We start from the raw sequence: 23,862 nt of genomic DNA on the forward strand, positions 1-23,862 counted from the left end.
ACGTTCATAGTGCGTCGGCCGGGCACCTTTCGAGGAGCCCCTGGCTAGCGGCGGATGTCGACCGTTACATGCGCCGACAGCGCGCCGAGGAAGTCGGCCGCGTCGAAGGCCGCCCCTGCGGACGCGACACCCACCGTCCTGGTTCGCCCGGTGAGGACACGGGCCACCGCCTCCACCGCGAGGGGCGCGCTGACCGCGTAGATGTCCCGGCCCCGCGCCACCGCACGGCGTTCCCGGCCGGCCGAGCGTACGACGACGTCGACGAGGAAGGTCTGATCGGAGCGTCCGCGCTCGTCGGCCGCCGTCGGCTCCGGTGTGTCCGGGGTCGCGATGTCCCTGGCCGCCTCGGTCGTCATGTACGTACGCACGTCGGGCACGGTCAGATGGCTGGGTACGGTGACGACGTCGGCCATCGTGAACTCGGCGACGACCGGCCGGGTGCCCAGCGGCTCGGGGAACGGCCAGTCCACGACGGCCGGCGCGTCGTCGTGGTACTCCAGGCGGCCCTTGGCATAGCGGACCCGTCGGCCCCCGCGCCGCTCCCGGGAGACGTCGCCCGCGATCCGCGTCCCGGCGGTGGGGTGCCAGCCGTTCAGGCCGTAGGCGATGTGCACCTCGTCCGCGCTCGTCCAGTCGCCCATCGCGGACGTGACGAGCAGATCGCCGAGTCCGCCGTAGAAGGCCATCGCGGGCACGATCAGCGTGCCCGCCGCCCGGGCGCGGTCGGTGAACTGCGTGAACGTGTCGTCGTTCGCCTCGATCTCGGCCGCCACGTCCACGTACGGGATCCCGGCGCGCAGCGCCGCCTCGATCACCGGCGCGGCGGTCGTCGCGAACGGCCCGGCAGTGTTGATCACGGCCGCCGTACCCGCCAGCGCGCGGTCCAGCGAGGCCGGGTCATCGACGGACGCCGGACGGACGTCGAGGCCCGGTGCGGCCGCCGCCCGCAGCTTCTCGGCGTCACGGCCGGACAGCACCGGGACGAACCCCCGCGCCAGCAGTTCCGCCACCACGAACCGCCCGGTGTGCCCGTACGCGCCGAACACCGCCACCTGCTGCCCCATGACTTCTCCCCGTTCTCGTGCGTTCCGTTGTGATCATCCTGGCAAGGACGGGCACCCCACCGTGAGTGTCTGGAACGACACTGCCCATACAATTCCGGACATGGCCTCAGTCGCGTTCGCCGTCACCAACGGGATGCTGCACTTCGAACTGTCCATCGCCCAGGAGGTGTTCGGCGCCGCCCCGGACGGGGTGCCCGGGCCCTGGTACGACATGGCCCTGTGCGGAACGGGCGCGGTGCGGGTCGGCGGGTTCCGGGTGGAGCCCGACCACGGGCTCGACCATCTGCCGCGCGCCGACACCGTGATCGTCCCCGGCTGGGCGGACATCGACGTCGACCCGCCCGCCGAGCTGGTCGACGCGGTGCGGGCGGCGCACGAGGCGGGCAGCCGGGTGGCCTCGCTGTGCACGGGCGCGTTCGTGCTGGCCGCCGCGGGCCTGCTGGACAGCAGACGCGCGACCACGCACTGGGCGCACACCGAGACGCTGGCCGCCCGCCATCCCCGGGTCGAGGTCGACCCGGACGTGCTCTACGTCGACAACGGCACCGTGCTCACCTCGGCGGGCAAGGCCGCCGCCATGGACCTGTGCCTGCACCTGGTCCGCCTGGACCGCGGCTCGTCCGTCGCCAACGCCGTCGCCCGGCGACTGGTCGTACCCCCGCACCGGCCCGGCGGCCAGGCCCAGTTCGTCACCACGCCGGTGCCCGCCCGGGACGACCACCCGCTCGCCGCGCTGCTGCCCTGGGTGATGGAACGCCTCGACCAGCCGCTGACCGTGGAGGACCTGGCACGCCGCACCCGGACCAGCTCGCGCACCCTCGGCCGCCACTTCCGCGCGGCGACCGGCACCACCCCGCTGCAGTGGCTGCTCACCCAGCGCATCCGCCGCGCCCAGGAGCTGCTGGAGACCACCGACGACAGCGTGGACACCATCGCGACCACCACCGGCATGGGCACCGCCACGACGCTGCGCCGCCACTTCAACCGCACGCTGGGGGTGCCGCCGGACACCTACCGGCGGACCTTCCGCGCGTCCCGGGACAGCTGAGCCTCAGCCCGCCAACAGCCGCCGCAGCCACTCCAGTTGTGCCGCCCGCGCCGTCTGTGACAGCGCCGCCTGCGGGGCGAAGCCGTCGAAGCCGTGGAAGCCGCCCGGCCAGACGTGGAGTTCGGCGATTCCGCCCGCCTGCCAGATCCGGGACGCGTACGTGACGACCTCGTCCCGGAAGGTCTCCGCGGAACCCACGTCCAGGAAGGCCGGGGGCAGTCCGGTCAGGTCCGTGGCGCGGGCCGGGGCCGCGTACTCGGGGACGTCCGGGCCGCCGCGCCGGGCGCCGAGCAGCGCGGTCCAGCCGGTCTCGTTGGCCGTACGGTCCCAAACACCGACCCCGGCCATCTGGTGCGCGGACGGGGTGTCGTTACGGTCGTCCAGCATCGGGCACATCAGCAGCTGGCCCAGCGGTCGGGGGCCCTTGCGGTCCCGGGTCAGCAAGGTCAGCGCCGCGCACAGGCCGCCGCCCGCGCTGGCCCCGGCGAGGACGATCCGCTCCGGGTCGGCACCCAGCTCCCGCGCATGCTCAGCCGTCCACACCAGACCGGCGTACACGTCCTCGATCTGCGCCGGGTAGGGGTCCTCCGGCGCCAGCCGGTACTCCACCGACACCACCACCGCGTCCAGCTCCCGCGCCCAGGCGAGCGGCGCGTCCACCCCGGCCCGGTTGTTCCCGAGGACCAGGCCGCCGCCGTGGACGTGGTAGACGACGGGCCGCGGACCGGCCGCCGCCGCGCGGGGCCGGCAGATCAGCAACGACACCTCCGGCGCGCCCTCGGGACCCGGCACCGTCCGTTCCTCGGCCTCGAAGAAGCCGTCCATGGTGACATCCAGCTCGGACAGCAGCTGGATCGCCGGGCCCTGGCGCACCTCGTCGAGCTGGTCCAGCGTCAGGCTCGGCGACAGCACGTCTTTGATGAGCTCCAGCGCGGCGGCGAGCTCGGGGTCGAACGGGGGCGGGACCTGGGACATGGCGGCTCCTCACGACGGCGTCTGATGCGGCCATGTTCCGCGCACCGGACCCCGCCCGGGGGCCGCCGTACGGCGGAACCTGCCCGCCGGACGGCGGGTGGCACCCAGGTGACGTCGCCCGGGCAGGACGCCGACTGGTCTCCGGGCCATGCACAGCACCCTGACGGAGCACGCCCGGTGCCTCTACGGAGACGAGTACCGACCCACGCCGGAGTGCGGGCTCGAACACCGGGAGCACCACTTCGTCGAGGAGCTGACCTTCGCCGACGCGGACGCCATCCTCGCCATGCTGCGTGAACTGTGCCCGCACGTGGTCGACGGCCACCTTCCGGTCTGGATCCGGAACCTGGCCTATCGACTGGTGCTCCTGCAGCGGCCGGACGAGCCGGCACTGATGCGAGAGGCGGCCGAGAACCTCTGGCTGCACGGGCCCGACTGGGACGGCATCGCGGCTGACCTGGTGCGGCGAGCCGACGTCCTCGAAGCAGGCGCGGTGGGCCAGGGAAGCTAAGCCGCGTCCGGTGCCGCCTTCGCGCGCATCATTACGCAGTCGAACTCCACCACCCGACCGGTGGCCCGTTCCCGTGTCACCGGGTACATGCCGGTGATCTCGAAGCCGCCGTCCTCGTACGCGGCGACGGCCTCGTTCATCGGTGGGCTGCCCTCGTACAGGCGCAGCACGGCGACCTCCGACTGCAGGCCCACGAAGTCGGCGATGCGTTCCCCGGCGCCGGCGTACACCTCCAGGTCGTAGCCCTGGGTGTCCATCTTCAGGAAGGGGCGCGGGTCGTCGATGCCGTCGAGGGCTTCGTCCAGTACGGCGTCCAGGCGGCGGATGCGGATCTGCTCGGTGCGGGTGGTGTGGAAGCGTTTGTAGCGGTCGCGGCCGTAGTCGCTGGCCGGGAGCAGGGAGTTCATGGTGTTCCAGCCGACGTGGATCTCGGCCGTGGTGTTCTCGCGGCCCAGGCCGCAGTGGTGCACCTGCCAGTTCGGATCGCCTTCGGCGGCCTTGCTGAGGCGGGCGAAGGCCTCCTCGGTCGGTTCGAAGGAGACGATCCGGCCCCGGTAGCCGTGCTTGCGCAGCCTCTTGGCGTACTGGCCGTTGTTCGCGCCCACGTCCAGCACGCAGTTCACGCCGTACAGCTCGAGCATCGCGGTGACGTGCTGCATGCACAGGTACTCGGCCGCCGCCATCTGCAGCTTGCGCTCGTCCGCCGCCGACGTCTCACCGAGGACCAGCCGGGCCCCGCTCTCGCCCAGCGGGACGGTCGTCCAGGCGCTCGGGGCGCCGCGGAGGACCATCCAGGCGTCCTTGCCTGCGGCTTTCACCGTGTACCGGCCACGACGGGAGACCAGCGAGGTTCCCGGGGCCAGGTCCGTCACCCGCACGCCGAAACGGGGCATCAGCTGGAGCAGTCTGCGGTAAAGGGTCTGCATCCGCCCACCCTGGCAGAGTTGACCGGAATCGGTCCCCTGTTTGAATGCATTTCAACGAGCGGATGACGTACCGGAGTTACCGCTTGACTTCGAGAGCGCTCGAAGAACTAGCGTCACCGGCGACGGTGGCAGGTGGGGTGGACGGAGACGGACATGCAGGTGGGCGTGCACATCAACCGGTTCGAGCACTCCGGGGGCGGCCCCGCGCTGGGCGCCGAGCTCGCGGCGGCGGGCCGGGCCGCCGAGGCGGCCGGGGTGAGCTGGCTGTCGGTGATGGACCACTATTTCCAGATGGAGTTCAACGGCGGCGCCGAGGCTCCCATGCTGGAGGCGTACACGACCCTCGGTTTTCTCGCGGGCCACACCTCCACGGTCCGGCTCGGCGCGCTGGTCACCGGCGTGACGTACCGCCATCCCGGACTGCTCGCCAAGATCGCGACCTCGCTCGACGTGCTCTCCGGCGGCCGGGCCACCCTCGGGATCGGGGCGGCCTGGTACGACCGTGAACACCGGGGCCTGGGCGTCGAGTTCCCGCCCGTCGCCGAGCGCTTCGAGCGGCTCGACGAGACCCTGCGGATCTGCCGCCAGATGTGGGACCCGGCGAACAACGGCCCCTTCGAGGGCCGCCACTACCGGCTCGCCGAGACCCTGTGCGTCCCGGCCCCGGTCAGCAGCCCGCACCCGGAGATCATGATCGGCGGCGGGGGAGAGAAGAAGACCCTCCGTCTGGTCGCCCGCCACGCCGATGCGTGCAATCTGTTCGCGAGCAGCCCGGAGGAGGTCGCGCACAAGCTGGACGTGCTGCGCGGTCACTGCGACACCGAGGGCCGGGACTACGACGAGATCCGCCGGACCGTCCTCTACGCGGGCGAGGGCGACCTCGACGCCTTCACCCGCGACATCACCGGCTACGCCAAGCTCGGCATCGACACGGTGATCCTCGCCCCGCGCACCGGCGAGGCGGCCGCGTTCATCGAGGACTTCGCGGCCCCGGCCGTTCAGCGGCTGGCCGGGCTGGACTGAGCGGTCACCGGCGGCCTGCTGCGGGAGACGACGCGCACGCCGTTCGCGTCCACGACCCGGACCTGGAGCGAACCGCAGCCGCACCGGGTCCACACCGTGCGGCCCGCGGCGGTTTCGTGCCGGGACACCACCTGGAAGGGCTCGGTGCCGTCGGGCCAGCCGCAGTGCGGGCAGACGGTACCGGTGGTGCTGGTCATGGCAACTCCTCCTGTGCGGTGATCGGTTCACTGTCCAGGGTGCGGCCGGTGTTCATGTACGTCCAGGTTGACTTTCTGCATCCCACCTTGAAGCGTGGACTTCATGATTGACCTGCGCCGACTGCACGTCCTGAGGGCCGTCGCCCACTACGGCACGGTCACCGCGGCCGCCCACGCCCTGCACTTCACTCCGTCCGCGGCCTCCCAGCAGATCCGCCAGCTCGCCCGCGATCTGGGCGTCGACCTGCTGGAACCGCAGGGGCGCGGGGTACGGCTCACCCCCGCCGCACAGAGCCTGCTCGCCCACGCCGACGCCATCCAGGCCCGCTGGGAGGAGGCCGAGCTCGATCTGCGCGCCGAGCACGGGGCTCCCGCCGGACAGCTGCGTGTCTGCGGCTTCACCACGGCCGTGTCCGTGCTGCTGGCGCCGATGGCGGTACGGCTGCGGGAGCGGTATCCGCGGATGACCGTACGGATCCAGGAGACGGCGGTGCCGGAGAGCTTCGACCTGCTCTTCGAGGGTGAGACGGATCTGGCCGTGGTGGATGTGACCCCGCGCAACCCGCCGCTGAGCGACGCGCGCTTCGATCAGCAGCCGCTGCTGGACGATCCGTACGACCTCGTGGTCCCCGAGGACCATCCGCTGGCCGGACGCGGGTACGTTGATCTCGCGGAGGCGGCCCACGAGGACTGGATCGCTCCGGTGCCGGAGAGTCCCTGCCGCCCGCATGTGATGTCGGCGTGCGGGGCGGCGGGGTTCACGCCCGGAGTGGTCCATCACGCGCTGGACTGGAACGTCACCGCGCATCTGGTCGCCCACCGGCTCGGCGTGGCGCTGATCCCACGCCTGGCCCAGCTGACTCCGCACCTGCCGATCACGCGGGTGCCCTGCGCCGGGAACCCGCACCGCAAGCTGCTGAGCTGTACCCGCCGGGGTTGCCGAACCCGCCCGGCGGTGGCCGCGGCGCTGACGGAGCTACGGGAGCTGGCGCCGACGGCGGTGGCCTGACACGACGAAACGGGGCGGGAACCGTATGGTCCCCGCCCCGTTCACGAACAGCTGCCTCAGGCGGCGGCCGTCTCGCCGGCGTAGCCGTGCACCCGGGCGATGACCTCGGTCAGCTGGGCGGCGACCTCGGCGTCGTCGGCCGGGTGGGTCTCGGCGAAGCGGGTCACCGAGCCGGGGATGGAGAGCTTGACGTCCTCCAGCACCTTGCCGCCGGCGATGCCTACGGCCTTGCGGGCCTCGTCCTGCGCCCACACGCCGCCGTACTGGCCGAAGGCGGTGCCGACCACGGCGACCGGCTTGCCGCCGAAGGCGCCGGCGCCGTACGGGCGGGACAGCCAGTCGATGGCGTTCTTCAGCACGGCCGGGATGGTGCCGTTGTACTCGGGCGAGAACAGCAGGAACGCGTCGGCGGACTGGGCGGCCTCGCGGAGCTTGGCGGCCGGGGCGGGGACGCTGCCCTCGACGTCGATGTCCTCGTTGTAGAAGGGGATCTCCGCGAGGCCCTCGAAGAGCTCGACCTCGGCGCCCTCGGGTGCGAGCTTCACGGCCGTCTCGGCGAGCTGGCGGTTGTGCGAACCGGTGCGAAGGCTGCCGACGAGCGCGAGGATGCGAACAGACATACGGACTCCAGATGTGAAACAAGCGGGCGGGGAGCAACCGGACCGAGGTCCGTTTAGTTTCTAGCACTCTAAGCGGACCGCGGTCCAGTTTCATTCCCGATGCTTTACGCTGGCTTCATGTCCGCGTCCCTGCCGCCCTTTCCGCTGCCCCAGGAGCCCGTCGACGAGCCCGAACTGCTCCAGCTGGGTTCCCCGGAGGACGATCCCTGCCTGCGTGCCGACGCCGCCCGCAACCGGGCCCGGCTGCTGGAGGCCGCCGGGCAACTGGTGGCGGAGCGCGGCGCGGCCGGGGTCACGATGGAGGCGGTGGCCGTGGCGGCCCAGGTCGGCAAGGGCACGGTCTTCCGCCGCTTCGGCGATCGCACAGGGCTGCTCACGGCCCTGCTCGACCATGCTGAGAAGAACTTCCAGTCCGCGATCATCACCGGGCCCCCGCCGCTGGGCCCCGGGGCGCCGCCACTGGAACGGCTGAAAGCGTTCGGCTGCGCCCTGCTGCGCCGCTCGGCCGACGAACTGGAGCTCCAACTCGCCGCCGAGCCCGTCGCCGAGCGCCGCCACTCCAACGCGCCCCGCCGCTTCCTGCGCGGCCACGTGCTGATCCTGCTGCGTGAGATCGTCCCGGACGCGGACTGTGAACTGCTCTCCCTGACGCTGATGGCGTACCTCGACCCGCCGATGATCCACTACCGCAGCAAGGTCTGCGGGATGTCGCAGCAGCGGGTGGAGGCGGGCTGGCTGGATCTCGTCGACCGCATCACCAGGACCGCACCGCCCTGTTAGCGGCGTAACAGCCCCGCCCGGACGGCCGTTCACAGGCTCTGCAAAGATGCCGTACGTCATGGTGCAGATACCGAAAACGCCCGCGTCCGCGTCTCCCGCACCGCGCTCCGTGCCGACGAGCGCCGATGTGGCCCGCCTGGCCGGCGTCTCGCGCGCGACCGTCTCCTACGTCCTCAACAACACCAGCGCCGTACGGATCAGCGAGCCCACCCGCCGCCGGGTGCACGAGGCCGCGAAGGAGCTGGGGTACGTCCCGCACGCGGCCGCCCGCAGCCTGCGCGCCGGGCACAGCCGGATGGTCCTGATGCCCGCCCCGGCCTTCCCGGTCGGTCCCCTCTACAGCCAGTTCATCAGCGACCTCCAGTCCGCCCTCGGCCGCCTCGACTACACGGTCGTGCAGTACGGCAGCGTCGGCCTGCACGGCGACGAGGCCGCCCGCGCCTGGGCGGAGCTGCGGCCGGTCGCCGTCCTGGTGCCGGGCTCCGGACTCGGCCCGCAGGGCGTGACGGTCCTCAAGCGCTCCGGCGCCCGGGCCGTGGTCACCGTCGGCCCCGAGTGCGTCGAGGGCGCCCATGCCCTCCAGATGGACCACTCGGCGGTCGGCCACAGCGCGGGGCGCCACCTCTACGAGCGCGGCAGGCGCCGTATCGGCGTCGTGGTCCCCGCGGAGCCCGGCCTCGAGGCCTTCTCCGGGCCCCGCCTCGACGGCGTGCGCCGGGCCCTGACCGGCACCGACGCCACGGTGACGGAGCTGCCCCTCGGCTACGACGAGGAGGCCGCCGCCCGGCTCGCCGCGCGCTGGCGCGAGCTGGATCTGGACGCCGTGTTCGCCTACAACGACGAGTACGCGATGCTGCTGATGAGGGCCCTGCAGGACGAGGGCGTCGCCGTACCCGAGGACACGGCCGTCATCGGCGCCGACGACCTGATGCTCGGCAGGCTGCTGCGGCCGAGACTGAGTACCGTCCATATCGAGCTGCCGTCCGGCCGTGACCTCGCCGAACTGGTCGACCGAGCGGTGCGCGACCCCGCCGCCGCGCCCGAGACGCACAAGGTACTGGGAGCATCGGTGGTGCACCGCGACTCCAGCTGACGTACGGGAGGCACTCCATGCGTACGACCGTCGGCATCATCGGTGGCGGCCCCGCCGGGCTCCTCCTCGCCCGTCTGCTGCACCGCGCCGGGGTCGACTGCGTCGTCCTGGAGAGCTACACCCGCCAGTACGTCGAGCACCGTCAGCGCGCGGGCATGCTGGAGCAGGGCACCGTCGACACGCTGCGGGAGGCCGGTGCCGCCGACCGTCTGCGGGCCGAGGGCATGGTCCACAACGGCATCGAGTTGCGCTTCGAGGGGGAACGGCATCACATCGACTTCCCGGCCCTCACCGGCGGCCGTACCGTAACCATCTACGCCCAGACCGAGATCGTGCGGGATCTCATCGCCCTCCAACTGGCCGACGGGCCACCGCTGTTGTTCGAGGCCCAGGCCCTGGCCGTCGAGGGCGTGGAGGGCGAGCGGCCGGTCGTGCGGTACCTGCACCAGGGCCGGGAGGCGACGCTGACCTGCGACTGGGTCGTGGGCTGCGACGGTTTCCACGGCGTGGCGCGCGAGGCGGTTCCGGCGGCGGTCGGCAGGGTGTACGCCCACGACCACCCGTATGCCTGGCTCGGGATCCTCGCCGAAGTGCCGCCGTCCTGCGAGGAGTTGGTCTACGCCCGCGGTGAGCGCGGCTTCGCCCTGCACAGCATGCGCTCGCCCTTCGTGTCCCGGCTGTATCTCCAAGTCCCGGTCGGCACCGTTCCGGAGGACTGGCCCGACGACCGGATCTGGGACGAACTCACCGCCCGCTTCGCCATCGACGCCGACTGGACCCTGGAGCGCGGGCCCATCACCGCCAAGTCCGTGACGCCGATGCGCAGTTACGTCCATGAGCCGATGCGCCACGGCCGGCTCCTGCTCGCCGGGGACGCCGCCCACATCGTCCCGCCGACCGGCGCCAAGGGCCTCAACCTCGCCGTGTCCGACGTCCGCTTCTTAAGCCGTGCGCTCGCCGCATGGCGTTCCACAGGCGAGACACAACTGATCGACAGATACTCGGAAGTGTGTCTCGCACGCGTGTGGCAGGCCACGCGTTTCTCCTACGACATGACTAAGATGTTGCACGCTCAACCAGACGGGGATGCGTTCGATCAGCGGATGCAGCTCGCACGTCTGCGCCGGATCACCGCATCCCGCCACGCGGCCGCCGAACTGGCGGCGAACTACACGGGACTTCCGCTCCCCGAGTGAGTCCCGCGGTGACCGAACGGAGAGCCGTCATGTCGTTGCTCGACCCCAAGTCCTGGCAGCCCCGCCCCCTCGCGGGCCCCGAGCACACCGTCACCGAGCCCGCCACCGGCGACGCGCTCGGCACGGTCACCCTCGCCGCCGCCGAGGACGTCGCACCGGCCGCCGAGGCCGCCCGCGCGGCACAGGCCGAATGGGCGCGGCTGCCGCACTTCGTGCGCGCCGGGGTCCTGCGCAAGGCCGGGGACCTGTTCACCGCGCACGCCGACGAGCTGCGCGAATGGCTGGTGCGCGAGTCGGGCTCCATCCCGGGCAAGGCCGACTTCGAACTGCACGTCGCCGCCCAGGAGTGCTACGAGGCCGCCGCCCTCGCCTCCCGCCCCGCCGGACAGGTCCTGCCCACCGAGGCGCCCCGCCTTTCCTACACCCGCCGGGTCCCGGTCGGGGTGGTCGGCGTGATCGCCCCCTTCAACGCCCCGCTGATCCTCTCCATCCGCTCCGTGGCCCCCGCCCTCGCCCTCGGCAACGCGGTCGTCCTCAAGCCCGACCCGCGCACCGCGGTCTGCGGCGGCCTGGCCCTCGCCGCGGTCTTCGCCGAGGCGGGCCTGCCCGAGGGCCTGCTGCACATCCTGCCCGGCGGCGCGGAGACCGGAGCGGCCCTGGTCGCCGACCCGAGGGTGCCGGTGATCTCCTTCACCGGCTCCACCGCGGCCGGCCGCGCCGTCGGCGAGTCCGCCGGACGCCATCTCAAGCGCGCACACCTGGAGCTGGGCGGCAACTCCGCCCTGATCGTCATGGAGGACGCAGACATCGACGCGGTGATCTCCACCGCCGCCTGGGGCTCCTTCTTCCACCAGGGCCAGATCTGCATGACGACCGGCCGCCACCTCGTCCACCGCTCGCTGTACGCGGAGTACGTCGAGCGGCTGGCCGCCAAGGCCGACTCGCTCGCCGTCGGCGACCCGCACCGCGACCAGGTCCACCTCGGTCCGCTCATCGACGGCACCCAGCTCGCCAAGGTGCACGGCCTGGTCGAGGCCAGCGCCGCGCGCGGCGCCAAGCTGGCCGCGGGCGGCACCCACGAGCTGCTGTTCTACCGGCCCACGGTCCTCGCCGACGTCGCCGACGACACCCCCGCCTACGCGGAGGAGGTCTTCGGCCCGGTCGCGCCCGTACGGTCCTTCACCACCGCCGACGAGGCCGCCGCCCTCGCGGCCGACGGGCCCTACGGACTCTCCCTGGGCATCGTCACCCGCGACGCCGCCCGCGGCCTCGACCTCGCCGAGCGCATCCCCACCGGCATCGTGCACATCAACGACCAGACCGTGAACGACGAGGCAGTCGCGCCCTTCGGCGGTACGGCGGCCTCCGGCACCGGCGCCCGGTTCGGCGGCGAGGCCAATCTGGAGGCCTTCACCGACGTGCGCTGGACGACGGTGCGCGGGGACGTGGCGCCGTACCCCTTCTAGGGGTTACTGGCCGTTCGCCTCGGCCTGGGCCTGCTGCTCGGCCACGGCCTTGCGGACCTCGTCCATGTCGAGCTTGCGGGCCTGCCCGATGACGTCCGTGAGGGCGGCCTCGGGCAGGGCGCCCGGCTGCGCGAACACGGCGACCTGGTCACGGACGATCATCAGCGTCGGGATGGACTGGATACCGAAGGCCGCGGCCAGCTCCGGCTGCGCCTCGGTGTCCACCTTGCCGAACACGAGGTCGGGGTTCTCCTCCGCCGCCTTCTCGTAGACCGGGGCGAACTGCCGGCAGGGGCCGCACCAGGCCGCCCAGAAGTCGATCAGGACGAACTCGTTGTCCGTGACCGTCTGGTCGAAGTTCTCCTTGGTGAGCTCCACGGTGCTGCTCATGGCGTGTTCCCTCTTCCTGTGTCGGGGCGAAGCCGTCGGCACAACACGGCCGGACGGGCAGGTATTCCGTGCGCGGACAGTCACGCATCGGCGCACGTACCCGTGTGGCCACGGCGCACACCACCCACCAGACTGACCCCATGACGGAATCGGAATCCATCGCTTACGACGTCGTGGTGCTCGGAGCCGGACCCGTGGGGGAGAACGTGGCCGACCGCACCCGCGCGGCCGGTCTGTCCACCGCGGTCGTGGAGAGCGAACTGATCGGCGGCGAGTGCTCGTACTGGGCCTGTATGCCCAGCAAGGCCTTGCTGCGCCCGGTCATCGCCCAGGCGGACGCCCGCCGCCTGCCCGGCCTGAGCGCCTCGGTACAGGGCCCGCTCGACACGGCGAAGGTGCTCGCCCGCCGGGACGAATTCACCTCCCACTGGAAGGACGACGGACAGGTCGGCTGGCTGGAGGGCATCGGCGCCGACATCTACCGCGGCCACGGCCGCCTCACCGGCGCCCGCACGGTCACCGTGACCGGCCCCGACGGCGCCGAGCACGTCCTGACCGCCCGGCACGCCGTCGCCGTCTGCACCGGCACCCGCGCCGTCCTGCCCGACCTGCCCGGCCTCGACCACGTGAAGCCCTGGACCAGCCGGGAGGCCACCAGCGCCAAGGAGGCGCCCGGACGCCTGGTCGTGGTGGGCGGCGGAGTGGTCGCCACGGAGATGGCCTGCGCCTGGCAGGCCCTCGGCTCGCAGGTCACGCTGCTGGTCCGGGGCAAGGGCCTGCTGTCCCGGATGGAACCCTTCGCCGGCGAACTGGTCGCCGAGGCGCTCACCGAGGCGGGCGCCGACGTCCGCACCGGCACCTCGGTGGAGTCGGTGACCCGCGAGAACGCCACGGTCGTCGTCACCACCAACACCGGTGACCGGATCGAGGCCGACGAGATCCTCTTCGCCACCGGCCGCGCCCCGCACACCGACGACATCGGCCTGGAGACGATCGGCCTGGACCCCGGCTCCTGGCTCCCGGTCGACGACAGCCTGCGCGTCACCGGCAGCACCTGGCTCTACGCCGTCGGCGACGTCAACCACCGCGCCCTCCTCACCCACCAGGGCAAGTACCAGGCCCGCATCGCGGGCGCCGCGATCGCCGCCCGCGCCTCGGGCGTGCCGCTGCTGGAGTCGGACCCGTGGGGCGCCCACGCCGCCACCGCCGACCACGCCGCCGTCCCCCAGGTCGTCTTCACCGACCCCGAGGCAGCGGCGGTGGGCCTGTCCCTGGCGGAGGCCGAACAGGCGGGCCACCGAGTCCGCGCGGTGGACTACGACATGGCCAACGTCTCCGGCGCCTCCCTCTACGGCGACGGCTACCGAGGCCGCGCCCGCATGATCGTCGACCTGGAACGCGAAATCCTCCTCGGCGCCACCTTCGTCGGCCCCGGCGTCGGCGAACTCATCCACTCGGCGACGATCGCGGTCGCGGGGGAGGTCCCGATCAGCAGGCTGTGGCACGCGGTTCCGTCGTATCCGACGGTCAGTGAGGTGTGGCTCAGGTTGCTGGAGACGTACCGGGGCTGACCCGTCTCAGGCGGAGAGCAGGGGCCCGAGGGCCCTCAACCGCAAGGCCAGCCAGTGCTCGTCGACGAGGACGTACACGAGGTCGGGCGCGACCGCGGAGACATCGGTGGCCGCGCCCGGCAGCGGGACGGTCAGGGGTTCGCGGTCGGGGCGCGTGGGGTTCCAGACGCGGAGGGTGTCGTCTTCGCAAGCGGCCACGATCAGGTCCTGGTCGGGGCGCTCCAGCCGGGTCCAGTGCGTGATCGGGACGCCGGAATGACGCAGGGAACGCGGGTCCGTGGTGACGCCGACGGGTCCCAGATCCATGATCTTGATTGCGTCCTGCTGCTTGGTGCGGACGAGGAACGCGAACTGCCCGTCACCGGTCGGCGTGCGCACGGTCACCGGTGGCAATGGGCTGCGCTTCCGGCGGCTTTGGGCCACGACGCGGACGTCGTCGACGGAGTCGCCGTGCACCTCGATCAGCCCTTCGCTGTTCATCACGACCGTCTGCCCCTCGAACGGCACGGCGATGCGCGCCGAGTCGTCGTGCCTCCTGACCCGCGGCCTGCTGCCCGGCAGCCACACCACGCTACGAGGCCCGGCGACCTCGTAATGCACCACCAGAGCCGCGACCCGGCCGGCAGCACTGTAGACGTGCAGGGAACTCACACGGTCCACGGACAGCACGGGCGGGATCAGCCCCTCGGGCGCCCCGAACTCCCGTCCCGTCCCCACGTCGACGAAACGGACCTGTTTGTGCTCCTCCTCGACCAGGGCCACGATCGGATGCCCGTCCGGCGGCGTCACCGCGGTAAGCATCCGGACTTTGCGGTGTGCGGGCCACAGCTCGGTCCGCCTCTCTCCCCGCGCGTCGGTCAGCCACACACCACCGTCGCGCCCCGCCACGGCCAGCGCCCAGGGCACCCCGTCCGCGGGATGCGGCAGCGCCGCGATACAACGCGCGCGCAGGCCGTCGTAGTCGGGCTGGTCGGGACGTCCACCGAGTTGCGCGTCCCACAGCCGTACGGTCCCGTCCCAGCCCGCCGAGGCGAACAGCCCGGCACGGCTGCCCGTCGCGAGCGGGGCGAGCGCGTACGACCCGCCCTCCGCGAGCGGCTGCGTGTCTCTGGGCAGGGACGAGGCGACGACTTGACGGCTTGTGACCCCTCGGGAAACGAACTGGTCGGCCGTGGCGGCGACGCGGTTCTTGAGCGAGTGCTTCAGGGAACCGGTCGACGGCTCGACGACGGTGATGCGGGAGCCCGTTCCGGCAGCCGCGACGAAGGTGCGGCCGACCGCCCGGAAAGGCGCCAGCGAGCGAACTCCCCGTACCCTCCCGGGAATTACCCGCACGAGAGCCGACCGCCCCACGTCCCAGACCCGTACAGTCCCGTCGTCCCCGCCCGACACGGCGAGGGTCTGGTCGTCCGCCGGCTCGAGACAGGCGAGGGCGTAGACCGTTCCGGTGTGCCCGTGCATTACTCCGGCCGCCTCGGGACCGTCCACGTGCCAGCGGCGTACGGTGCAGTCCGCACCCGTGGACAGCAGGACGTGCCGCCCGTCGGGCAGCCGTCCCGAGGTCACCGCGGTCACCGGACTCAGGTGGCCCGTCAGCACCGTCACGCTCCAGTCGTGCGGACGCCAGAGCCGCAGCGTGCGGTCCTCACCCGCGGAGACGAGCAGAGGTGACGTCGCGTCATGGACCGCGGTCAGGCTCAGCACCGTGTCCGTGTGCCCGCGCAGCACGCGGACCTGGGCGCCGGTGCCGAGGTCCCACACGTACAGGTCACGTCCGGCGGCGGCGACCAGCAGCCGGTGGCCCTCGGCGTCGGTGAGCCGTGTCAGCGCCGTAACCGTCGTGTCGGGGCCGGTCAGCACCATCCGCGTCTCACCGGTGTCGGGCTCCCACAGCCGTACCGTCGCATCCCCACCGGCCGAGGCCAGCAACTCCCGTCCGTCACCGGTGTCCACGGCCTCCAGGGCCACCACCGGACCCGCGTGCCCGCGCAGTACGACGCTGAAGTCGTCCGAAGGGGCGGAAGCTGCCTCCAGTGTCGCGGGTACGACGGCATGGCCCCGGAACAGCGCGGACAGGGAGGGTTCCTCGAAGGTGGCGGTCATTTGTAGCGTGCGCAGTCGCTCATGAGGGGTGAGCGGCGGCAACCGGTGCGCGGTGCGGAGGTACAGACGGGCCACCGGCAGGGCGAACCGATCGGGCAGGGAGCGCACCGCGGCGGCCGTACGAGCGGGGTCGGCGCAGGTGAGGAAGCCGAGGTCACGCATCATCTCGGGCAGCAGACCCGCCGCCAGCGCGTGCGCCGCGAGATGGCGCCGTAAGTACGGGTGGGCGGTCTCCCAGGCGGCCGGGCCGCGGCCGGGGAGGGTGGCGCGCAGGGCGCGGGTGATCCGGGCGTGCGCGTCCTGCGGCGAGGTGTCGCGGAAGTGGTCGATGAGCGCCTGGTGGTAGAGCCGGTACACGGTCTGGCCGGACTCGCCCGACTCGACGACGTGGAATCCGGCGTGCTCCAGCACCCAGGCCACATCCTCGTCGCGGTAACGGCGCCCGTCGGCGGAGAGCGCGCCTGCCAGCACCGGCCACAGGTCGCGGCGCGGCAGCCCCGCCCCCTCGGCCCAGGCCAGCGGCCGCAGCAGATCGCGCAGGCGCTCGGGGTCGGGGGAGCGGCCGAACTCCTCGTCCAGTACGGCGGGAAGACCGCTGGACAGCAGCCGCTCCAGCTGGAGGTCCCGGCCCATGACACCGGAGCGGGCGAATTCGTCCAGGACGGCACGGGTGGCGATCCGGGCATACAGGAAGATCCCGCCGCTCGCGTCGGCGACCCGCTCGGCCCACCGGCGGGCGAGCGTCTCCCGGCCCCGCAGCGGCGAGTGCTCGGCACCGAGCAGGCGGCGCAGCGCGTACGCGGTGAGGTCGGCCTCGGTCTCCGGCTCCTCGTCGAGTACGGCCGTCTCGTCGGCGGCCAGGGCTTGGAGCAGCGGGCCCGCGTCGGGGCTCACCGAGGTGCCTCCGGCCCGGTGCGGGCGCGTCCCGACCAGGACCCGTACCCCGGGCAACTCGGCGAGCGGGCGCAGCAGATCGGCGGCGATGGGCACGGCCTCGGCGGGTTTGGCCTCGTCCAGACCGTCGATCACGACGGTGACCCGACGGCCCAGTTCCCCGACCTGCCGCACTACCTCTGCCGCGCGGAGCCAGCCGGTTCCGCCGGGCAGGCCGAGGGCGACGGCGACCGCGCGCAGACAGTCGTCCAGCGTCTTGTTCCGGCAGGACAGGGCGAGATCGACCGAACCCAGCGGCGGCAGCTCGGAGTTGGGCGTGTCGTTCAACGCCCCCTCCGCCTCCGCCACGGCCCGCAGACCGGGCACCGAGAGGGTGGCGATCCGGCCGAGCAGGGCGGACTTCCCCGTGCCCGGCGACCCGGTGACCACGAACAGCCCGCGATCCGCCTCCGCCAGCCACCCGATGAGGCGCCGCATCAGCCGCTGGCGACCGCAGAAGTACCAGCCGGTCTCGCCGACCTCGATCCCACGGGCGGAGAGCACCAGATGCTGGTCCACCTCCGCCGCCCGCAGCCGGCGCAGCCGCTTGGTCTCCACGTCCTCGTCCGGCACGGTGGCCGAGGGATGCAGGGGATTGCGCAGCGCGGGAACGGGCGCGCCGAGCGCGACGTAGGCGGTTGCGCCGTCGCGGTCCGCCATGATCCGGCCCATCACGTCGGCCAGTTCGTCGGAGCGGATCGTCTCGTCGTGCTCCGTCCACCGGCGGTCCTCGGGGCCATGCCGTACGACCTGCTCCAGGGCCTCGGCGAACACGCCCTCCTCCGCGCTGTCATAGCCGCGGGTCGAGGCGATCACCGCGTACCGCCGCTCCGGCCCCGCGGTGCTGGTGTGGTTCAGGACCTGGCAGATCTGGGTGGCGACACGGGAGGCCGCGACCCCGCTCGCACAGCAGTCGAGGAGGACCAGGACCTCGCTGAACTCCCGGTGGGCGAGGAAGCGGGCGAGATTCCTGGCGGTGATCGCGCGCAGGTCGTCCAGGCGGGTGCCGGGGGAGTCGGACGCGATCAGGAAGTGTTCGCCCGCGTCGACACAGCCGTGGCCGGTCCAGTACAGCACCAGCCGTGAGCCGTCGCCCTGCCAGGCCCGCAGCCGCTCCGTGATCCAGGCCCAGTCGCCGCCCGCGGCCAGCTCCGGCAGGTCGTGGCCGAGCCCCAGGGAACGGAACAGCTTGTACAACCGGTCCACGCTGGCCGGAACGTGGCGCAGCCGCGGCCAGCTCGCGTCCTGGTAGTCGCCGACCCCGACCAGGACGAAGCGACCGTCATCCGTCATTCGCGCCACCGCACTGTGGTGTGCTCCCCGTTGTTGTAGGCGGCCGTAGCATGAGGCCGACCGTCAACCAGGCGCATAATACGGCGAATTGAACAACAGGGGGGACTCGTGCGCGGCACTCCCGTGACGGATCTGGTCGTCGTGCTGCCTGGCATCATGGGCAGCGTCCTGGCGCGTGACGGACACGAGGTGTGGAACCACACCCTCGCCGTCGCCGGACGGCACGCGCTCGGAGGTCTCGACGGGGTACGGCGGCTCGCGCTGCCGCCGGACGTCGGAGATGCCGACCCGGGCGACGGCGTCGAGGCGGTGGGTCTGATCAAGGGCCTGCACATCCTGCCCGGGGTCTCGGCGATCGACGGCTACGAGACTCTGCTGACGTTCCTGGAACGGCGGTTGGGCCTGTCCGCGCGGTCCGGCAACCTCCTGCCGTTCCCGTACGACTGGCGGCTCTCGGTGCGGCTGACGGCCCGTCGGCTGGCCGCCCGGGTGGAACCGGCGCTCGCCGCCTGGCGCCTGCGGAGCGGTAACCCGGAGGCGAGGGTCGTGTTCGTGGCCCACTCCATGGGAGGACTCGTGGCCCGCTACTACCTGGACGTCCTGGGCGGAAGCGCGTACGCCCGGAGCCTGGTCACGATCGGGACGCCCTATCGGGGATCGGTCAACGCCCTCGTCTCGCTGCACGCGGGGGTGGCGCCGCGCCTGGGGCGTATGTCCGAGCCGTTCACCCAGCTGGCCCGGTCGATGCCCTCGCTGTACCAACTCCTGCCGACGTGGCGCTGTGTCGTCGACGGGGGCGGTGCCCGGTCGGATCTGGGCCGTACCCGGGTGCCGGGTGTGGACGCGGGGCCGGCGGCCGACGCCCTTGGCTTCCACGAGGAACTGGACCGCGCCGACGGCGACGGATACGCCTTGCACGTCTTCGGCGGCTGCCGACAGCCCACCCGCCAGTCCGCCCTACTCGCGGCCGACGGCCTCGGCAGCCGCCGGGATCTCGACGGCACGGATCACCTCGGGGACGGCACGGTGCCCCGGTTCTCCTGTTTTCCGGCTCAGTTGACGGACGACTCGACCGTGCGCTTCTTCGCCCAGAAGCACGGAGCGCTCCAGAACGAGCGGACTTTGCTCAACCAGCTGGAAGCCCTGCTGACCGCCCGTGATCCGCGGCAGTTCCTCGACGGCGGACAGGAGCTGGGCGTCGACCTGCCCGAGGTCGCCGACGGCGGTGACTGCCCCGTGGAAGTCGTGGCCGACGACGACCGGCTGACCTTGTCCGCCACCGCCGTGGACGTCGAGACGGGCCACGTGGGCGCAAGCCGATCCCTGCGTAACCGCGGCGAGGGCATCTACAGCACCCGGCTCACCCTCCCCGGCCCGGGCGCCTGGCGCGTCACGGTAGGGGACCCGGTGAACCCCGGAAGGGTGCATGAGGTGAGCGGCATCGTGCTGGTGGGGGAGTAGGCCGTACCGGGTTCAGCGGGGAAGGTCGAACCCGAGCGCCGCCGCCGCCTCCTGCGGGGTCGCCTGTGTCCAGCGCTCGGCCATCGCCTGGTTCGACGACAGCGAGCGCAGCTCTGCCCGGTCGAGATAGAGCATCCCGTTCAAGTGGTCCGTCTCGTGCTGCACGATGCGGGCGGGCCAGCCGGTGAACACCTCGTCGATCGCACGGCCTTGCTCGTCCTCGCCCGTCAGGCGTACCTCGGCGGGTCGGGTCACCACCGCCTGCCAGCCCGGCACGCTCAGGCAGCCCTCGAAGAAGGTGGCTCGGGCGGGTCCGACGGGTTTGTACGACGGGTTCACCAGCACCCGGAACGGTTGGGGGACCCGGCCACGGGCCCGGCGTACTTCCTCCGTCACCGGTGCCGGGTCCTCGAGCACGGCGATCCGCAGCGGGACGCCCACCTGCGGTGCCGCCAGGCCCACGCCCGGGGCCGTGTGCATGGTGAGGCGCAGGGCCTCGATGAAGCGGGAGAGCAGGGCTGGGGGCAACTGGCCGTCGTAGCGCTCGGATTCGCGTCGCAGTACCGGCTCGCCTGCGGCGACGATCGGCAACGGGCCGTCCGTGGCGAGGAGTTGTTCGACCAGTTCGGCCAGTGGCGCGTGATCACTCGGGGATGCCATCGCGTCAGGATGCCATGAGCCCGCCGCCTGTGACGCAGGTCACTTCAAATGCCGGGAACTCCAGGGCGCCTCGGTCCGACTACTGGACCGCTACAGCAGAACCAGCGTCCCCAGCCCGGAGAGGCCCGCCGATGTCCACCGCTCCCTCGACCACCAAGGACGAGGCCCAACAGCCCGACGCCGCCCCAGCGCCGGCCCGCCGCACCTGGGCGCCCCTGCGCCCGCTGATCCTGCGGCTGCACTTCTACGCCGGAGTGCTCGTCGCCCCGTTCCTGCTCGTCGCCGCCGCGACCGGCTTTCTGTACGCCGCCTCGTTCCAGGCCGAGAAGATCGTGTACGCGCACGAGCTGACCGTCCCCGTCGGCGACGAGAAGCTGCCGATCTCCGAGCAGGTCGCCGCCGCCCGCAAGGCCCACCCCGAGGGCGCGGTCACGGCCGTACGGCCCTCGCCCGAGGACGACGCGACCACCAGGGTGCTGCTGTCCGGGGTCAAGGGCGTCGACGAGACCCACTCCCTCGCCGTCTTCGTCGACCCGTACACCGCCGAGGTGCGCGGCTCTCTCGAACAGTACGGCTCCACCGGCGCCCTTCCGCTGCGCACGTGGATCGACGAGTTCCACCGCGATCTGCGCCTCGGTGAGAGCGGCCGGCTGTACAGCGAACTCGCCGCCAGCTGGTTGTGGGTGATCGCCCTCGGCGGTCTGGTGCTGTGGTTCTCGCGTCGGCGGGCCCTGCGCAAGGTGCGCGGCACCAACGGGCGCCGCCGCACCTTGGGCCTGCACGGCACGGTCGGCGCCTGGGCCGCCGCCGGGTTCCTCTTCCTGTCGGCGACCGGTCTGACCTGGTCGCAGTACTCCGGCGCCAACATCGACGAACTGCGCACCTCGCTCGGCGGGGCGACCCCGTCGATCTCGGCGAGCGCGGGCGGCGAGCACTCCGGTCACGGCTCCTCTGCCGCCGCCGGGGACGCGGCGCACGGCGTCGGCCTCGACAAGGTGCTCGCGGCGGCCCGCGCCAAGGGGCTCGGCGACCCGGTCGAGATCGTGCCGCCCGCGGACGCGGAGTCGGCGTACGTGGTGAAGCAGGTCCAGCGCAGCTGGCCGACGAAGCAGGACTCCGTCGCCGTCGACCCCGCTACCGGCCAGGTCACCGACGAACTGCGGTTCGCCGACTACCCGGTGCTCGCCAAGCTGACCCGCTGGGGCATCGATCTGCACACCGGCGTGCTGTTCGGTCTGGTCAGCCAGATCGCCCTGATGCTGCTCGCGCTCTCGCTGATCGTGCTGATCGTCTGGGGCTACCGCATGTGGTGGCAGCGCGGACGGGGCTCCGCATTCGGTCGGCCGATCCCGCGCGGCGCCTGGCAGCAGGTGCCGCCGCAGATCCTGGTGCCGCTGGCGGTCGTGGTCGCGGTCATCGGCTACTTCGTCCCGCTGCTCGGGATCACCCTGGTGGCCTTCCTCGCCGTCGACATCGTGCTCGGCGAGATCGCCCACAGGCGGGGGACGGTGAGCACCGAGTAGGCGTGACTACTTGAGCTCGGCGTTCGCCCGCTCGGTGATGAGCGTCAGCACCCGTCCGGCGACTGCGAGGTCCTCCTTGGGGATGTCGGCGTAGATCCGGGCGCTGATGGGGGCCGTCTCGGCCGACGTCGTCCCGAACAGGTCGCGTCCGGCGTCCGTGATCCCCACCTGAGGGGTCAGCAGCTCCTTCGCGATCAGCTCATCGACCACGGAGTGGGCCTCCGCTGTGTCGATCTTCAGCGCGCCGACGACACCGTCGACGAGCCGGTCCCGCTCGACCGGTCCGTCGGCCGTGGCGACGAGGCGGAGGGTGACGGACTGCTGGAACGTCACCCCGTGGCGGGCCAGCACGCTCTCCAGAACCGCGCGGCCCGCGTAATGGGCCAGGGCGATGACACGGGGGTCGAGCAGGGGAGTGGTGGTGGTCATGACTGCTCCTCAGTGTTCGCTGCGTTCTCGGTGTTCTCGCTGAACGGATCGAGCGGTGCGTCGAGCAGGGTGGCCAGGTCGGCGGTGAACTCCCGGGCCCGGCGGCTGTCGAGCCCCCCGAGCGGCTCCAGCAGTTGCTGGAGAAGACCCTGGACGACCTTGATGGCCTGGCCCGTCACCTCGCGGCCCCGCTCGGTGAGCGCCAGTTGGACAGCGCGTGGGTCCTTGGGGTCACGGGTGCGCTCCAGGAGCCCGGCGGACTCCAGGGCGCGGGCCAGCTTGGAGACGTAGAGCGGTTCGAGTCCGGTGTGGTCGGCCAGGCGCCGCTGGCTGGGGCGCAGTCCGGAGCGGTACATGCCGTACAGCGACGCCACCAGGGCGTACTGCGCGTGCGTCAGCCCCAGCGGGGCCACCGCGCGGTCGACCGCGACCCGCCACTTCATCGACAGACGCCAGACCAGGAAGCCGGGCGTCGCGCCCTCGGATGCCGTACTCATGACCAATAGAGTACATAGCTACTATGTACATGGCTACTATTTTGGGGTGAGGGCGTGAAGTCCGCCGGAGTTGGCCTGACGGAAAGGCCCCGACGGGGCTACTTTGGGCGGCATGAGCAATCTTGATCGCGAGCCCGTGCCCGCGGTGTGCGGCGGCCGTGGCTTCGTCGTGGCGGAGCCCGTACGGGAACTCCTCAGCCCGCGCCGGGTCAAGCTCGGCGAGTCCTCCGAAGTGCGCCGACTCCTGCCCAACCTGGGCCGCCGCATGGTGGGCGCCTGGTGCTTCGTCGATCACTACGGTCCCGACGACATCGCCGACGAGCCCGGTATGCAGGTGCCCCCGCACCCGCACATGGGTCTGCAGACGGTGAGCTGGCTGCACGAGGGCGAGGTGCTGCACCGGGACTCCACCGGCAGCCTGCAGACGATCCGCCCGCGTGAGCTGGGCCTGATGACCTCGGGTCGGGCGATCAGCCACTCCGAGGAGAGCCCGAAGCCGCACGCCCGCTTCCTGCACGGCGCGCAGCTCTGGGTCGCCCTGCCCGACAGCGACCGCCACACCGAGCCGCACTTCGAGCACCACTCCGAGCTGCCCGTCGTCACGGCGCCCGGCCTCACCGCCACGCTGATCCTCGGCGCCCTCGACGGCGCCCGCTCACCCGGAACGACGTACACGCCCCTCGTCGGCGCCGACCTGGCGCTCGCCCGCGGCGCGGACGTACGCCTGCCACTGGAGCCGGACTTCGAGTACGCCGTGCTGTCCATGTCCGGCGAGGCCCACGTGGACGGCGTACCTGTCCTCCCCGGTTCGATGCTCTACCTCGGCTGCGGCCGCACCGAACTCCCGCTGCGCGCCGAGTCGGAGGCGGGCCTGATGCTCCTGGGCGGCGAGCCGTTCGAGGAGGAGCTGATCATGTTCTGGAACTGGATCGGACGGTCCCAGCAAGAGATCGAACAGGCGCGTCAGGACTGGATGTCCGGCACCCGCTTCGGCGAGGTGAAGGGGTACGACGGTGCTCCGCTGCCCGCCCCCGAGTTGCCGGCGGGGCAGTTGAAACCCCGGGGGCGGGTGCGTTGACCTGCAGGAATGCCTG

The 23,862-nt window shown here is 72.1% G+C and carries 22 protein-coding genes; 12 read left to right on the forward strand and 10 right to left on the reverse strand.

Going from position 1 to position 23,862, the window contains the following annotated elements; translation table 11 throughout:
* Positions 1 to 44: 44 nt before the first annotated feature.
* The gene (locus tag OHT76_RS38940) at positions 45 to 1,064 is read right to left on the reverse strand and encodes a saccharopine dehydrogenase family protein (RefSeq protein WP_328875581.1); all 1,020 of its coding nucleotides are present in this window, start codon (positions 1,062 to 1,064) and stop codon (positions 45 to 47) included.
* Between the two features lie 100 nt (positions 1,065 to 1,164).
* On the opposite strand from OHT76_RS38940, the gene OHT76_RS38945 reads away from it, so the two are divergent.
* A complete protein-coding gene (locus OHT76_RS38945; RefSeq protein ID WP_328875582.1) occupies positions 1,165 to 2,112 on the forward strand; it encodes a helix-turn-helix domain-containing protein in 948 nt (315 codons plus the stop codon).
* A 3-nt stretch (positions 2,113 to 2,115) separates the two neighbouring features.
* On the opposite strand, the gene OHT76_RS38950 is transcribed toward OHT76_RS38945, so the two are convergent.
* Positions 2,116 to 3,087 carry an alpha/beta hydrolase gene (locus tag OHT76_RS38950; protein WP_328875583.1) on the reverse strand — a complete coding sequence of 324 codons (972 nt, stop codon included), beginning with the start codon at positions 3,085 to 3,087 and terminating at the stop codon, positions 2,116 to 2,118.
* A gap of 148 nt (positions 3,088 to 3,235) precedes the next feature.
* Here OHT76_RS38950 and OHT76_RS38955 point away from each other — a divergent pair, with 148 nt between their 5' ends.
* A complete protein-coding gene (locus OHT76_RS38955) occupies positions 3,236 to 3,598 on the forward strand; it encodes a hypothetical protein (RefSeq protein ID WP_328875584.1) in 363 nt (120 codons plus the stop codon).
* On the opposite strand, the gene OHT76_RS38960 is transcribed toward OHT76_RS38955, so the two are convergent.
* Positions 3,595 to 4,524, reverse strand: coding sequence for an FkbM family methyltransferase (locus tag OHT76_RS38960; protein ID WP_328875585.1), 930 nt, complete (start codon positions 4,522 to 4,524; stop codon positions 3,595 to 3,597). The two genes, OHT76_RS38955 and OHT76_RS38960, sit on opposite strands and share 4 nt — an antisense overlap.
* A gap of 153 nt (positions 4,525 to 4,677) precedes the next feature.
* Here OHT76_RS38960 and OHT76_RS38965 point away from each other — a divergent pair, with 153 nt between their 5' ends.
* Positions 4,678 to 5,547: an LLM class F420-dependent oxidoreductase gene (locus OHT76_RS38965; protein ID WP_328875586.1), complete on the forward strand. Its 870-nt coding sequence runs from the start codon at positions 4,678 to 4,680 to the stop codon at positions 5,545 to 5,547.
* Here the strand turns inward: OHT76_RS38965 and OHT76_RS38970 are convergent.
* Positions 5,523 to 5,744, reverse strand: coding sequence for a hypothetical protein (locus tag OHT76_RS38970; protein ID WP_328875587.1), 222 nt, complete (start codon positions 5,742 to 5,744; stop codon positions 5,523 to 5,525). The genes OHT76_RS38965 and OHT76_RS38970 overlap by 25 nt on opposite strands.
* Positions 5,745 to 5,847: 103 nt before the next feature.
* Between OHT76_RS38970 and OHT76_RS38975 the strand changes: the two genes are divergently transcribed.
* Positions 5,848 to 6,753, forward strand: coding sequence for a LysR family transcriptional regulator (locus OHT76_RS38975; protein WP_328876733.1), 906 nt, complete (start codon positions 5,848 to 5,850; stop codon positions 6,751 to 6,753).
* A gap of 56 nt (positions 6,754 to 6,809) precedes the next feature.
* Here OHT76_RS38975 and OHT76_RS38980 read toward each other — a convergent pair whose 3' ends face one another.
* The gene (locus OHT76_RS38980; RefSeq protein WP_328875588.1) at positions 6,810 to 7,373 is read right to left on the reverse strand and encodes an NAD(P)H-dependent oxidoreductase; all 564 of its coding nucleotides are present in this window, start codon (positions 7,371 to 7,373) and stop codon (positions 6,810 to 6,812) included.
* A 117-nt stretch (positions 7,374 to 7,490) separates the two neighbouring features.
* Here OHT76_RS38980 and OHT76_RS38985 point away from each other — a divergent pair, with 117 nt between their 5' ends.
* Genes OHT76_RS38985 through OHT76_RS39000 form a run of 4 tightly spaced genes read left to right on the forward strand, consistent with a single transcriptional unit; the run spans position 7,491 to position 11,908 of the window.
* Positions 7,491 to 8,153: a TetR/AcrR family transcriptional regulator gene (locus OHT76_RS38985; RefSeq protein WP_328875589.1), complete on the forward strand. Its 663-nt coding sequence runs from the start codon at positions 7,491 to 7,493 to the stop codon at positions 8,151 to 8,153.
* 46 nt (positions 8,154 to 8,199) lie between these two features.
* Positions 8,200 to 9,246, forward strand: a complete 1,047-nt coding sequence (locus OHT76_RS38990) for a LacI family DNA-binding transcriptional regulator (protein WP_328875590.1) — start codon at positions 8,200 to 8,202, stop codon at positions 9,244 to 9,246.
* Positions 9,247 to 9,263: 17 nt separating this feature from the next.
* On the forward strand, positions 9,264 to 10,442 hold the full coding sequence (locus tag OHT76_RS38995; protein ID WP_328875591.1) for a 4-hydroxybenzoate 3-monooxygenase: 1,179 nt from the start codon (positions 9,264 to 9,266) through the stop codon (positions 10,440 to 10,442).
* Positions 10,443 to 10,471: 29 nt separating this feature from the next.
* Positions 10,472 to 11,908 carry an aldehyde dehydrogenase family protein gene (locus tag OHT76_RS39000; protein ID WP_328875592.1) on the forward strand — a complete coding sequence of 479 codons (1,437 nt, stop codon included), beginning with the start codon at positions 10,472 to 10,474 and terminating at the stop codon, positions 11,906 to 11,908.
* 3 nt (positions 11,909 to 11,911) lie between these two features.
* Here the strand turns inward: OHT76_RS39000 and trxA are convergent, their stop codons facing one another.
* A complete protein-coding gene (gene trxA, locus OHT76_RS39005) occupies positions 11,912 to 12,298 on the reverse strand; it encodes a thioredoxin (protein WP_315885380.1) in 387 nt (128 codons plus the stop codon).
* Positions 12,299 to 12,438: 140 nt separating this feature from the next.
* Here trxA and OHT76_RS39010 point away from each other — a divergent pair, with 140 nt between their 5' ends.
* Positions 12,439 to 13,869, forward strand: a complete 1,431-nt coding sequence (locus tag OHT76_RS39010; protein WP_328875593.1) for a dihydrolipoyl dehydrogenase family protein — start codon at positions 12,439 to 12,441, stop codon at positions 13,867 to 13,869.
* A 6-nt stretch (positions 13,870 to 13,875) separates the two neighbouring features.
* Here OHT76_RS39010 and OHT76_RS39015 read toward each other — a convergent pair whose 3' ends face one another.
* Positions 13,876 to 18,198 carry a WD40 repeat domain-containing protein gene (locus tag OHT76_RS39015; protein WP_328875594.1) on the reverse strand — a complete coding sequence of 1,441 codons (4,323 nt, stop codon included), beginning with the start codon at positions 18,196 to 18,198 and terminating at the stop codon, positions 13,876 to 13,878.
* Positions 18,199 to 18,306: 108 nt separating this feature from the next.
* On the opposite strand from OHT76_RS39015, the gene OHT76_RS39020 reads away from it, so the two are divergent.
* Complete coding sequence (locus OHT76_RS39020) at positions 18,307 to 19,659, forward strand: lipase/acyltransferase domain-containing protein (protein ID WP_328875595.1); 1,353 nt, start codon at positions 18,307 to 18,309, stop codon at positions 19,657 to 19,659.
* Between the two features lie 12 nt (positions 19,660 to 19,671).
* Here OHT76_RS39020 and OHT76_RS39025 read toward each other — a convergent pair whose 3' ends face one another.
* The gene (locus tag OHT76_RS39025; protein ID WP_328875596.1) at positions 19,672 to 20,319 is read right to left on the reverse strand and encodes a peptide deformylase; all 648 of its coding nucleotides are present in this window, start codon (positions 20,317 to 20,319) and stop codon (positions 19,672 to 19,674) included.
* A gap of 131 nt (positions 20,320 to 20,450) precedes the next feature.
* Between OHT76_RS39025 and OHT76_RS39030 the strand changes: the two genes are divergently transcribed.
* Complete coding sequence (locus tag OHT76_RS39030; protein ID WP_328875597.1) at positions 20,451 to 21,842, forward strand: PepSY-associated TM helix domain-containing protein; 1,392 nt, start codon at positions 20,451 to 20,453, stop codon at positions 21,840 to 21,842.
* 6 nt (positions 21,843 to 21,848) lie between these two features.
* Here OHT76_RS39030 and OHT76_RS39035 read toward each other — a convergent pair whose 3' ends face one another.
* Both OHT76_RS39035 and OHT76_RS39040 read right to left on the reverse strand, forming a co-directional pair.
* The gene (locus tag OHT76_RS39035) at positions 21,849 to 22,271 is read right to left on the reverse strand and encodes a MarR family transcriptional regulator (RefSeq protein WP_328875598.1); all 423 of its coding nucleotides are present in this window, start codon (positions 22,269 to 22,271) and stop codon (positions 21,849 to 21,851) included.
* Complete coding sequence (locus OHT76_RS39040) at positions 22,268 to 22,768, reverse strand: MarR family winged helix-turn-helix transcriptional regulator (RefSeq protein ID WP_328875599.1); 501 nt, start codon at positions 22,766 to 22,768, stop codon at positions 22,268 to 22,270. Before OHT76_RS39040 ends, OHT76_RS39035 begins: the two co-directional genes overlap by 4 nt.
* A gap of 112 nt (positions 22,769 to 22,880) precedes the next feature.
* Here OHT76_RS39040 and OHT76_RS39045 point away from each other — a divergent pair, with 112 nt between their 5' ends.
* On the forward strand, positions 22,881 to 23,846 hold the full coding sequence (locus OHT76_RS39045) for a pirin family protein (protein ID WP_328875600.1): 966 nt from the start codon (positions 22,881 to 22,883) through the stop codon (positions 23,844 to 23,846).
* The last annotated feature ends 16 nt before the right edge of the window (positions 23,847 to 23,862 follow it).

The sequence above is a fragment of the Streptomyces sp. NBC_00287 genome, assembly GCF_036173105.1.
Taxonomy (GTDB): Bacteria; Actinomycetota; Actinomycetes; order Streptomycetales; family Streptomycetaceae; genus Streptomyces.